At 68.3% G+C, this 11,531-nt stretch carries 12 protein-coding genes and 1 pseudogene; 9 read left to right on the forward strand and 4 right to left on the reverse strand.

The genetic code is table 11. The annotated features are described in order from the left end of the window. Positions 1 to 68 precede the first annotated feature (68 nt). Positions 69 to 773, forward strand: a pseudogene (locus A5622_RS14680) (LLM class flavin-dependent oxidoreductase); the annotation flags it as partial. A gap of 45 nt (positions 774 to 818) precedes the next feature. Beyond that, positions 819 to 1,871: an FAD-dependent oxidoreductase gene (locus tag A5622_RS14685; protein ID WP_082994598.1), complete on the forward strand. Its 1,053-nt coding sequence runs from the start codon at positions 819 to 821 to the stop codon at positions 1,869 to 1,871. A gap of 2 nt (positions 1,872 to 1,873) precedes the next feature. Here A5622_RS14685 and A5622_RS14690 read toward each other — a convergent pair whose 3' ends face one another. Then, positions 1,874 to 2,167 (reverse strand): putative quinol monooxygenase, encoded by a 294-nt coding sequence (locus A5622_RS14690; RefSeq protein ID WP_008253825.1) that lies wholly within the window; start codon positions 2,165 to 2,167, stop codon positions 1,874 to 1,876. Positions 2,168 to 2,308: 141 nt separating this feature from the next. Here A5622_RS14690 and A5622_RS14695 point away from each other — a divergent pair, with 141 nt between their 5' ends. Continuing rightward, positions 2,309 to 2,722, forward strand: a complete 414-nt coding sequence (locus A5622_RS14695; protein ID WP_066872060.1) for a Zn-ribbon domain-containing OB-fold protein — start codon at positions 2,309 to 2,311, stop codon at positions 2,720 to 2,722. A gap of 176 nt (positions 2,723 to 2,898) precedes the next feature. Further along, positions 2,899 to 4,044 (forward strand): thiolase family protein, encoded by a 1,146-nt coding sequence (locus tag A5622_RS14700; protein WP_066872046.1) that lies wholly within the window; start codon positions 2,899 to 2,901, stop codon positions 4,042 to 4,044. A 41-nt stretch (positions 4,045 to 4,085) separates the two neighbouring features. Here the strand turns inward: A5622_RS14700 and A5622_RS14705 are convergent, their stop codons facing one another. Then, the gene (locus tag A5622_RS14705) at positions 4,086 to 5,270 is read right to left on the reverse strand and encodes an FAD-binding domain (RefSeq protein ID WP_066879433.1); all 1,185 of its coding nucleotides are present in this window, start codon (positions 5,268 to 5,270) and stop codon (positions 4,086 to 4,088) included. Positions 5,271 to 5,410: 140 nt separating this feature from the next. On the opposite strand from A5622_RS14705, the gene A5622_RS14710 reads away from it, so the two are divergent. Further along, positions 5,411 to 5,872 carry an STAS/SEC14 domain-containing protein gene (locus A5622_RS14710; RefSeq protein WP_231999646.1) on the forward strand — a complete coding sequence of 154 codons (462 nt, stop codon included), beginning with the start codon at positions 5,411 to 5,413 and terminating at the stop codon, positions 5,870 to 5,872. A gap of 66 nt (positions 5,873 to 5,938) precedes the next feature. Here the strand turns inward: A5622_RS14710 and A5622_RS14715 are convergent, their stop codons facing one another. Both A5622_RS14715 and A5622_RS14720 read right to left on the reverse strand, forming a co-directional pair. After that, entirely contained in the window at positions 5,939 to 7,588 is a 1,650-nt protein-coding gene (locus tag A5622_RS14715) for a DNA repair helicase XPB (RefSeq protein WP_066872049.1), read from the reverse strand. Between the two features lie 51 nt (positions 7,589 to 7,639). Next, positions 7,640 to 9,898: a helicase-associated domain-containing protein gene (locus A5622_RS14720; RefSeq protein ID WP_066879439.1), complete on the reverse strand. Its 2,259-nt coding sequence runs from the start codon at positions 9,896 to 9,898 to the stop codon at positions 7,640 to 7,642. 151 nt (positions 9,899 to 10,049) lie between these two features. Here A5622_RS14720 and A5622_RS14725 point away from each other — a divergent pair, with 151 nt between their 5' ends. The 4 genes from A5622_RS14725 to A5622_RS14740 form a co-directional block, all read left to right on the forward strand. Then, positions 10,050 to 10,250: a hypothetical protein gene (locus A5622_RS14725; protein ID WP_174320979.1), complete on the forward strand. Its 201-nt coding sequence runs from the start codon at positions 10,050 to 10,052 to the stop codon at positions 10,248 to 10,250. 8 nt (positions 10,251 to 10,258) lie between these two features. Continuing rightward, positions 10,259 to 10,789 (forward strand): cyclic pyranopterin monophosphate synthase MoaC, encoded by a 531-nt coding sequence (gene moaC / locus A5622_RS14730; protein ID WP_066872056.1) that lies wholly within the window; start codon positions 10,259 to 10,261, stop codon positions 10,787 to 10,789. Further along, the gene (locus tag A5622_RS14735) at positions 10,786 to 11,268 is read left to right on the forward strand and encodes a molybdenum cofactor biosynthesis protein B (RefSeq protein ID WP_066872063.1); all 483 of its coding nucleotides are present in this window, start codon (positions 10,786 to 10,788) and stop codon (positions 11,266 to 11,268) included. Before moaC ends, A5622_RS14735 begins: the two co-directional genes overlap by 4 nt. Continuing rightward, positions 11,265 to 11,531, forward strand: a 267-nt coding sequence (locus A5622_RS14740; RefSeq protein WP_197498035.1) for a molybdenum cofactor biosynthesis protein MoaE, incomplete at its 3' end; no start/stop codon positions are given. The genes A5622_RS14735 and A5622_RS14740, both read left to right, overlap by 4 nt.

The raw sequence follows: 11,531 nt of genomic DNA on the forward strand, positions 1-11,531 counted from the left end.
TGGCCAGGTAGACGGGGTTGCGGTAGCTCATCGCCGTGCACATCTGGCCGAGCTTGATCCGCGAGGTGGTCGCCGCGACGGCCGACATCATCTCCGGTGGCCGCATCCAGATGGGTATCGGCGGCGGCTGGTACGAACACGAATGGCGCGCCTACGGATACGGATTCCCCTCGGCGGGTGTGCGATTGGGTCGCCTGGATGAGGGCGTGCAGATCATGCGCGATGCCTGGCGCGACGGCAAGGTCAGCTTCGACGGCAAGCACTACCAGGTCGACGGCGCGATCGTCGCGCCTAAGCCCCTGCAGGGCAACGGCATTCCGTTGTGGATTGCCGGTGGCGGTGAGAAGGTGACGCTGCGGATCGCCGCCCAATACGCGCAGTACACCAACTTCACTCCCGAGCCGGAAGCGTTCGCGCACAAGTCCGACGTGCTGGCCGAGCACTGCCGCAACGTGGGCACCGACTTCGACGCCATCGTGCGGTCGGTCAACGTCAACGCCATCGTGGGCACCTCGGAGGCCGACGTCAAAGACCGGCTGCAGCGGGTGCGCGACCGCCTAGCCGGCTACGTCGGTGAGGCTGCGGCGGACGCGATGATCGCCGGGACCAGCGGCCCCGACTCGGCAACGGGCACACCGGAACAGGTCATCGAGCGGCTCACCAAGATCCGCGACCTCGGCTGCGAGTACGCGATCTGCTACTTCCCCGAGGCGGCCTACGACCGATCGGGCATCGAGCTGTTCGAACGGGAGGTCATGCCGGCGCTGAGCTAGCAAGGCCCCGGTGCTTCGGCGATTGAGTACGGCGATGGTGTGTGCATGAGGGTAGGGATCGTCGGCGGAGGATTCGCGGGTTTGGCGGCTGCCATCGCGCTCCGGCAGGACGGCCACGACGTCACCGTGTTCGAGAAGACGCCCGGTCCCTCCGCGATGGGCGGAGCCATCGCGCTCGCCCCAAACGCGTTGGCGTGCTTGTCGATTCTGGGTGTGCGCCACCACGTGGTGACCGACCCGTGGTCCCGGACGGCGGCCACCGTACGCGCCCGCGACGGGCGGGTCTTGGTCAGACGCACCCTGGCGCAGCTCGCCGGAGGCGATGAGTTCGCGACCGTGCCGCGCGCCGCGTTGATTGCCTGGTTGGCGGCCGCGCTGCCCTCGCACTGTGTGCGGTATGCGGCCAACGTCACCGCGGTCGCTGCCGATGGCTCGGTTGTCGTCGACGGCAAGGCGGACCGGTTCGATCTAGTGATCGGCGCGGACGGACTGCGCAGTGTCACGAGGAAGCTGCTGTTTGCGGACGCGCCGTCGCCGCGCTCGACCGGCGTCACCGGCTGGGCCTGGATAGCCGACCGTGAGCTCGCTACTGGTTTCGGTCCGATTTGGGGCCGCACAGCCGATTTCGGCATCTTGCCATTGGTCGACGGCCGCACCTACGTCTACGGCGGCACCCGGAGCCGGCACCCGGACTTGCGGTCGTTTCGCGACTGGCCGGACCCCTTGCCGGCCCTGATCGACGCCGCGACGGCCGGCGAGATGATCACTCCGGAAATCTTCGAAGCGCGACCACCCCGTCGACTCGCCCGCGGCAACGTCGTGCTGATCGGTGACGCCGCGCACTGCATGCGGCCGACCTTCGGCCAGGGGGCAGCGCTGGCCATGGAAGACGCGATAACGCTGGCCCGCCACGGCGTGCCCGGGCTGTCTCGGCGATGGCTGCGCATGCTCGCTGTGTACGGCGCGTCCAAGGCGGGCTCCCGATTCACCGCGCCGGGCAGCGCCGTCCTGGAGAACGCCCGAAATCGGGCGCTTCTATTGCTGCCCGACCCGCTGTTCGCGGCCATGGCGGGCCGGGTGAGCCGGTGGCGTGGCTAGCGCTAGACGTCGCTGGTGAGGTACCTGGTCTTGGCCGGCGGCGCGGCCAGCAGCGGGGGAAGCTGCGTCAGCTTGCCTTCGCCGGCGCGAAAGGCGCGGTAGGCCTCGTCGTGCTCGACGGTCTCCCAGATCTCGTAGATGAGCCAGTGCGCTTCGTCGTCCTCGTCGACAAGAACGTCCGTGCGCACGTTCCCGTCGAACGCCCGGGTGTCCTGCAGCGCCCGGCCCATCAGCTCGCGCCCCGCGGCGACCTCGTCGGGCTTGAACCTGAGCTCCAGTATCACCGTGACCGTCATGCGCCCAACATATCGCTGCGCGCCCGCCCGCCCCTGGCGCGGGCGCCCGCACAAGGATGAGAATGCGGTTTCCACTTTTTGGAATGCTGTTATACGGTTCAGTGAGCAATATTCTGTTGGCGGATTGTGGAGGATCCCTCGATGCAGAAGGCACTTGCGCCTGAGATCTCTACCTGGCCCGATGAGAGCCCACAGCTGATCGGCAGCCGATGCGGCAGCTGCGAGGCGACCACCTTCCCGGTGCAGCAGTGGTGCCCGCGCTGCAGCGCCGGCGAGATGTCCGAGGTGCTGTTGCCCCGACGCGGAACGCTGGTGGCGTGGACCACCCAGGGCTTCCCGCCCGGCGCCCCCTACGCCGGCCCGACGGGCAAGGACTTCGTGCCGTTCGGCGTGGGATTGGTTCAGCTCGGCGACGTCATCCGCGTCGAAGGGCGGCTCACCGAGAACGACCCGGCCAAGCTGCAGTTCGGCCAGGAGGTCGAACTGACCATGGTGCCGTTCGCCACCGACGACGAGGGCGCCGAAATCATCACGTTCGCCTTCCAGCCGGTCTGAGTGGCGATTGTGAGCGCGGCGCAGCCGGGCGAAACGGGTCGCCACCGTCCGCCCGTGGCGATTGTGAGCGCGGCGCAGCCGGGCGAAACGGGTCGCCACCGTCCGCCCGTGGCGATCGTGAGCGCGGCGCAGCCGGGCGAAACGGGTCGCCACCGTCGAATCCAGAGGAGTCTGAGATGACCAACGATGTCGCCATCATCGGCGTGGGCCTGCACCCGTTCGGCAGGTTCGACAAGACCGCGATGCAGATGGGCGCCGAGGCCGTGCAGCTCGCGCTCAAAGACGCCGGCGTGGACTGGAAGGACATCCAGTTCGGCTTCGGCGGCAGCTACGAAGTCTCCAATCCCGACGCGGTGACCCGGCTGGTCGGGCTGACCGGCATCACGTTCACCAACGTGTTCAACGCCTGCGCCACCGCGGCCAGCGCCATTCAGCAGACCGCCGACACGATCCGGCTGGGCAAGTACGACATCGGCATCGCCATCGGGCTCGACAAGCACCCGCGCGGCGCCTTCACGGACGACCCCGCCAAGCTGGCGCTGCCCCAGTGGTACGCCAACAACGGCCAGTTCGTCACCACCAAGTTCTTCGGGATGAAGGCCAACAAGTACATCCACGACCACAACATCTCGCAGGAGACGCTGGCGCGGGTGGCCAACAAGAACTTCCGCAATGGTGCGCTGAACCCGAATGCGTTCCGGCGCAAGGAGATTTCGGTCGAGGAAATCCTCGCCTCGCCGGCGCTGAACTACCCGCTGACGCAGTACATGTTCTGCGCTCCCGACGAGGGCGCGGCCGCGGTCATCATGTGCCGCGCCGACATGGCCGAGAAGTTCACCGACAAGCCAGTCTATGTGCGCGCCTGTGAGATTCGGACCCGGCGCTTCGGCGCCTACGAGGTGCACGCGACGTCGGCGCCGCTGGACGAGGACGCGTCGCCGACGGTCTATGCCGCCAAGGCCGCCTACGAGGCGGCCGGCATCGGCCCGGAGGACGTCGACGTCGCGCAGTTGCAGGACACCGACGCCGGCGCCGAGGTGATCCACATGGCCGAGACCGGTCTGTGCGCCGACGGCGAACAGGAGAAGCTACTGGCCGACGGCGCCACCGAGATCCACGGCTCGATGCCGGTCAACACCGACGGCGGGCTGATCGCCAACGGCGAGCCGATCGGCGCGTCGGGCCTGCGGCAGATGCATGAACTGGTGCGGCAGTTGCGCGGGGAGGCGGGCGAGCGCCAGGTGCCCGGCAACCCGCGCGTCGGCCTGGCCCAGGTGTACGGCGCACCCGGCACCGCGTCGGCGACCATCCTGTCGCGCTGAAAAGCCTGGGCCCAAACCCTTTTCAGGTCCGATCGTCCGGCTTATAGGGCATATTCGGGTAACGCGATGTCGTCACGGAATTCACTCCGAACGACCCGGTCGGCCAGCCGCGGAACGTTCAGCAGTTTGGACGTCTGATTGCGGGTCCACAGACCCAGCGACGTCTTTGGCGCGAACATCGTGGCGAAGGTGCGCGCCGACCGCTGCCTGGCCTCGACGATCGGACGGAGCTGACGCTCGTAGCTACGAAACGCATCCTGGTGATCGGCTCCCGCGCGGTTGAGTTCGCCCGCCAATGTGTAGGCCTGCACCATTGCCAGGCCCGTTCCCTCGCCCGCCAGCAGCGAGACTGCGGCCGCCGCGTCACCGATGAGCGCTACTCGCCCGTCCGACCAGTGGTCCATGACGATCTGGCTGGTGCGATCGAAGTAGACATCGGAGGCCCCGTCGAGTTGGCGCAGGATCTCCGGGCATTCCCAACCCGCGTCGCCGAAGACCTCGTGCAGGATCGTCTTGGCCTGTGACACATCTTGCGGATCCGGACCGCTCATGTGATCAGCGGTGAAAACGAAAAGAAACATGGTCTTCTCGTCCCGCATGGCGAATCGGGCGATCATGCGTCCCGGCAGGGTGTAGGCGAGGTACACGAGTTCATCACGCGGCTGATAGGCCTCGGCCTCGAACGCCGCGACTCGGTAACCGAGATCCGTCTCAAATCTCGATTGTGGGCCGAACATCAAGTCCCGCACGGGACAATGAATTCCACCCGCACCGATGAGCAGGTCGAATTGCCGTGACCCGCCGCTCTCGAGTGTGACTCGCACGCCGGTACCGCCGTGCTCGACGGCCGAAACGGTTTCACCGAACAGAGTTTCAGCCCGGTTGTCGATGGCGCGATAGATCATGGCTGACAGATCGCCGCGGGGCACGGTGACGAGCCGGCCATCGACGTTGCGCCGGAACAATTCGGCCGAAAAGCCGCCCACGCGTCTCGAATTCCGGTCCACGAGCCGCACCTCGCGCACCGCGTATCCCGTGTCGTGCAGCTCGGTGGTGAGGCCCATGCGTTCGGCAACGGCATACCCGCCACCCCAAAAGTCCACGACGTAGCCGCCGGTGCGGAGTTGTGGCGCCTTCTCGATCAAGGTTGGTTCGTGGCCATACCGGGAGAGCCAGTACGCAAGCGTGGGGCCGGCGATGCCGGCGCCGACGATGGCGATCTTCATATGCCCACCTCCACGGTGACGGATGGGATTACTATAGCACTATGCAATAGTTGCACTAGGGTATTAATCGGGGGTGATCGTGAGCGTGATCGCCCGTCGGCCCCCGGTGAGGAGTTGCTGTGCTAAGGGAACTTGCGGACATGCCCGCGGGCATTCGTGCGCTCGAAGCCACCGGGACTCTGACGTCAGCGGATTACGCGCGGATCTTCGCGCCGATGGTCGAACAGGCAGGACGCACAGGGGGCCGATTGCGGCTGCTGTACGAATTCGCCCCGGGATTCCAGCGCATTACGGGGGGAGCGCTGTGGGCGGACGCGCGCCTCGGAACGGGCTATCTGCGGTTGCTTGACGGGTGCGCTGTCGTGAGCGACAGCGGCTGGGTTCGGACAACAAGCCGCGCCATCGGCAGCTGGATGCCGTGCCCGCTTCGGGTGTACCACAACGACGAACGCGATGACGCCGTCGCGTGGCTAGCCTCGCTGCCGGAATGCCCTGGCGTGTCCGGCCGTGATATGGCCAAAGCCTACGTCGGTGGAGTCGGCGCTGCTCTCGTGACCCTTGGCGGGTTGGCCGTCTCGAAGAGAGGCGAAGCGCCGGAATAGATTTCGTTGATCACGGCGCACCGAGTGATATCGCGGCCGCCGCGCTGAGCGGCGATGAGCAACAACCTAGATCGCGGGGCCCAACAGGTCGTCCGCGTCGCGGATGATGTAGCCGTAACCCTGTTCGGCCAGGAAGCGCTGCCGGTGCGCGGCGTACTCGGCATCCAGGCTGTCGCGCGCCACCACCGAATAGAAGATCGCGCCGCCGCCGTCGGACTTGGGCCGCAGCAGCCGGCCCAGCCGCTGCGCCTCCTCCTGGCGTGAGCCGAACGTACCCGAAACCTGCACTGCCACAGACGCTTCCGGCAGGTCGATGGAGAAGTTGGCGACTTTGGACACCACCAGGGTGGACAACTCGCCGCGGCGGAAGGCGTCGAACAGCTCTTCGCGTTCCTTGGTGCGGGTGGACCCCTGGATCACCGGGGCGTTGAGCTCCGCGCCGAGTTCGTCGAGCTGATCGAGGTAGGCGCCGATCACCAGGGTCTGCTCGCCGGGATGCTTTGCCAAAATCGATTTGACCACAGCGATTTTCGTGTGCACCGTCGAGCACAGCTTGTACCGCTCTTCGGGTTCGGCGGTCGCGTAGAGCATCCGCTCGTTATCGGTCATGGTGACCCGCACCTCGACGCACTCGGCGGGCGCGATCCACCCCTGCGCCTCGATGTCCTTCCACGGCGCGTCATAGCGTTTCGGCCCGATCAGGGAGAACACGTCACCCTCGCGGCCGTCCTCGCGGACCAGTGTGGCGGTCAAGCCGAGGCGCCGCTTGGACTGCAGGTCGGCGGTCATCCGGAACACCGGCGCCGGCAGCAGGTGGACCTCGTCGTAGATGATCAGCCCCCAGTCGCGGCTGTCGAAGAGCTCGAGGTGCCGGTACTCGCCCTTGGTGCGGCGAGTGATCATCTGATACGTCGAGATGGTGACCGGCCGGATCTCCTTGCGCTCGCCGGAGTACTCGCCGATCTCGTCCTCGGTGAGCGACGTGCGGGCGATCAGCTCGCGTTTCCATTGCCGCGCCGCGACGATGTTGGTGACCAGAATCAGCGTCGTCGCACCGGCTTTCGCCATGGCGGCCGCGCCCACCAGGGTCTTGCCGGCGCCGCAGGGCAGCACCACCACGCCCGATCCGCCGGACCAGAAGGAGTCGGTGGCCATCTGCTGGTAGTCGCGCAGCTGCCAGCCGTCCTCGGCCAGGCTGATCGGGTGCGCTTCACCGTCGACGTAACCCGCGAGATCCTCGGCGGGCCAACCGATCTTGAGCAGCATCTGCTTGACCCGACCGCGCTCGCTGGGGTGCACGATGACGGTGTCGTCGTCGATCCGGGCGCCGAGCATCGGGGCAATCTTCTTGTTGCGCAGCACTTCTTCGAGCACCGCGCGATCCAGACTCACCAGCGTCAAACCGTGCGCGGGGTTCTTCACCAGCTGCAGGCGGCCGTAGCGGGCCATCGTGTCGACGATGTCGACCAGCAGCGGTTGGGGCACCGCGTAGCGCGAGAAGCTGACCAGGGCGTCGACCACCTGCTCGGCGTCGTGGCCGGCGGCGCGGGCGTTCCACAGCGCCAGCGGCGTGATGCGGTAGGTGTGGACGTGTTCGGGTGCGCGCTCCAGCTCGGCGAAGGGCGCGATGGCGGCGCGCGCCGCGCCGGCCTGCTCGTGATCCACCTCGAGCAGCACCGTCTTGTCGGACTGCACGATCAACGGTCCGTCAGACATAGTCAGCGCCACTCCTTTCGATCTGTTTGACGTCGGCGGGCATGCTCACCATTATCGGCCGGTGGCCGACACCACCGAGGTGATGCGGTGGATGGCGAAGTCACGCAGCCGACCGGACGCGGAGTCGAACGCCACCAGCTGGCCACCCTTGATGGTGATGGGCGACACGACGCGCTGGGTGGCCACCCCCGCCGCATCCAGATAACCGATCACCAGGGTGTCTTGTTCCCTGGCGGCGCGCTGTAACTGCGTCATGGTGACCGCCGGGTCGACGCGGATGTTGCCGAACGGTGCGGCGGTCACCTTGCGCAGCACCGCCACCACCGCGTTGAGGCTTTCGGTGTTGGGGCGCCGGGCCGGACGGTAGGGCCGGCGCTGCTGTGGGGTGGACACCCGGGCGCCGCGGGGACGGACGTCGACGATGGCGCCGGAGGAATCCTCGGCCGCCGGGGCGAACCCCGCGGCGCGTAACGCGGTGAGGACCTCGCCGATCGGCGCGGGCGACACCGCGACCGTCGGCGCCAGGGCCCGCAGCTGCACCTCTTCGGTCGCCGGCGCGGCCACGGCCTGGGCCAGCAGCGCGGGGTCCTCGCAGCGCACGAACGACGCGGCCATGCCGATCCGCAGCTGCCCATGCCGGCGCGCGACGTCATCGATCAAATAAGTAAGGCCTTGGGGCACCGGCGTTTTGGAATGCTTGGCGAACAGCGAATGCATCCAGTCGCGCGTCTTGCCGACATCGAGCGCGTGCCGGATCGACTGCTCGCTGACGCGGTAGACCATCGCGGTGCCGGCGGATTCGACGGTCGCCACGACGGCGAGTTGCTCGGCCAGGTCGCGTTCCAGCGGCCCGGGCACCACCACGGTCAGATCCGCTTGCACCAGGAGGTGATCGACCGGTTTGGGTAACGCCCGGTTCATCGCCTCGATGGCGACCTGCGGATCGCCGTCGTCGTCCAGCAGCGCGCGGCCGGGCGTGCTGATGGCGCCGCGGCCCACCAGGCCCAGGGCGTTGCTCTCGGCGAGCAGGTCCCCGACTGGCCCGGGCTGCAACCGTTTCGCCCAGCGCGGACGCCGCCAGATCAGCGCCGCCGACGCCGCCGCCGCGTCGACGCCGGCGCCGGGGGGCAGCTCGGACAGCATGCCCAGCAACAGCCGGCGGTCCAGCGGCGCGGCCGTGGAGTACAGGCCGTCGGTCAGGGCCCCGTAGGGCTTGGCGTCGGGGCCGCGGCTGCCGATCAGCGCCGGCCGCCCGGGCAGATCCAGCCAGCTGCCGGCCAACAGCTGCCAGCGCTCGGCTACCGACATCGCGGCGTAGCGGTCGGTGACGATCGTCGGCGCCCAGTACGGCGCCTCGCCGGTAACCGGTTCGGGGTCGGGCATGCCGCTGGCGATCAATCCGGCCGCGGCCGTGACTTCGAGGAGCAAACCCAGCCGCTGCTCGTCGATGCCGGTCACCTTGCTCAGCCGTTTGACCTCGCGGATTCCCAGGCCGCCGCTGCGCAGCTCGGAAACCGGCGCGGCGGAGAGGGTTTCGAGCAGGACGTCGACCTCGCGCAGCAAGTCGATGACGGCCCCGGCCGCCGCGGCGTCGGCGTCGTCGGGCGTGGTGGTCGACACCACCGGGTCGGGGGCGGTCAGTTGCATGGGACCGGGCTGCTCGCCGCGCAGCACCTGTCCGACGTGGCGGGGCAAGATCACCGTCTCGGCATCGATGCGCCGCAGCAGGCCCATGGCCAGCAGCTGGGGCACCGGCCGGTCGGTGGCCGCGCCGGGCGCGGCGTCGCGCGTGCGTCCCATCGGGGACCCTTCGAGAAGTTTCTCCAGCACGTCGAGTTGTGCCTCGGTGAGGTCGTCGATCAGGGCGGCGATCTGTTCGGCGCTACGCGAGGTGTCCTCGAGGATGACCTGGCCCGGATGCCACGGCATGCCCGTCGCGGCGTCGGCGGCCACCCGCAGCGCGGCCTCGCCCCACACCAGGGCGCGTTGCCGCAGGTCGTCGACGGCATCCAGCACGTCGGTCTCGGGGGCGCGGTCACCGATCAGCGCCAGCAGCTTCGGCGTGGGCACCGGCTCGGCGTCGGCCTGCAGCACCAGCAACGCGTCGAGCACGGCCAGCCGCAAAAAGTCCAGGTCGTCGGTGCCGGCCTTGATCGACTGGCGGGCCTGGGCGCGGGCGGCCAGCGCGGCGATGCTGCCGGGTGGGGGCTGGGCGAGGTCCGGCCGCAATTCCAACAGTCGGATCAGCTGCTCATCGGATAACTCGGCCAGCCACGACCCCAGCGGGATATCCGGGGTGTTGTCGGTCATTGCTGACCAGCGTAAAGCAGGTCGCGGCCACCCAGCAGACCTCGACAACCCGGCGACTCACCCGCGTGGTGAACACCGGCGCGCACCGCAACGCGTCTCGAACTCCGGTCTTGCGCCACATGCGGTTCGGCCACCTGTAAGAATGGACCTCGTGGCTGACACTGCTGAGGGCAAAGCCCGCAAGACCAAGTACGTCGACAACGGCTGGCCGACGACGGACCCCGACGACCACGCGGTCAGTGAACTCGTGACCGATCGCACGGGTGCGCTGTCCCCCTTCGGCGAGCTGGTGTTTCCGCTGCCCTCCACCGATCTGCCCTACCTGCACCCGGTCACCGTCGTCAATCGGTAGGTCGCCAGATGGCCAGGGCCTCTGAGGCCTCCCAAGCCTCGGCGAACTGGGCGTCGAATGAGCCCGGCTCGGGCGCGCTGTCACATCTGGATGACCACGGCGCTGCGCACATGGTCGACGTCAGCGAGAAGGTGGCCACCAAGCGGACCGCGGTCGCCGCGGGCGTCCTGCGCACCTCGGCGCACGTGGTGGCGCTGATCTCGACCGGCGGCCTGCCCAAGGGCGATGCGCTGGCCACCGCCCGGGTGGCCGGCATCCAGGCCGCCAAGCGCACCAGCGACCTCGTCCCGCTGTGTCATCAGCTCGCCCTCACGGGGGTCGACATCGACTTCACGGTCGGCGAGTCTGAGATCGAGATCAACGCAACGGTGCGAAGCACCGACCGCACGGGGGTGGAGATGGAAGCGCTCACGGCCGTCAGCGTCGCGGGCCTGACGCTCTACGACATGATCAAGGCGGTGGACCCGGCCGCACGGATCGACGACATTCGAGTGCTGCGCAAGGAAGGCGGCAAAACCGGAAGGTGGGCGCGCCCATGAGCACCCGTTCAGCCCGCGTCATCATCGCCTCGACCCGCGCGTCGTCGGGAGTGTACGACGACCGATGCGGCCCGATCATCGCCGAATGGCTGGCCGAGCGGGGCTTTTCGGCCGCGCAGCCCGAAGTCGTCGCCGACGGGCCGCCGGTCGGCGACGCACTGCGCACGGCGATCGACGCCGAGGTCGACGTCATCATCACCTCCGGTGGCACCGGCATCTCACCCAGCGACAGCACACCGGACCAGACCGTGGCCGTCGTCGACTACCTGATCCCGGGCCTGGCCGAAGTGATCCGCCAGTCGGGCCTGCCCAAGGTGCCGACGTCGGTGCTGTCGCGCGGCGTGTGCGGCGTCGCCGGTCAGACCCTGATCGTCAACCTGCCGGGTTCGCCCGGCGGCGTGCGCGACGGCCTGGGCGTGCTCGCCGATGTGCTGGATCACGCGCTCGACCAACTCGCCGGTAAAGATCACCAGCGATGACGCTCGTCGTGCGCGCTGCCATGACCGAGCACCCGATCTCGCTGGCCGAGCACGAAGAGTTGGTGGGCCATCAATCCGCCGGCGCCATCGTCGGGTTCGTCGGCGTGATCCGCGACCACGACGGCGGACGGCGGGTGGTGCGACTCGAGTACTCAGCGCACCCGTCGGCCGATGAGGTCATCGCCGACGTGGTGGCCGACGTGGCCGGGCAATCCAGCGGGGTGCGTGCCGTTGCCGCCAGCCACCGGATCGGCGCGCTGCGC

This window comes from Mycobacterium sp. 1245801.1 (assembly GCF_001673055.1).
GTDB lineage: Bacteria > Actinomycetota > Actinomycetes > Mycobacteriales > Mycobacteriaceae > Mycobacterium > Mycobacterium europaeum_A.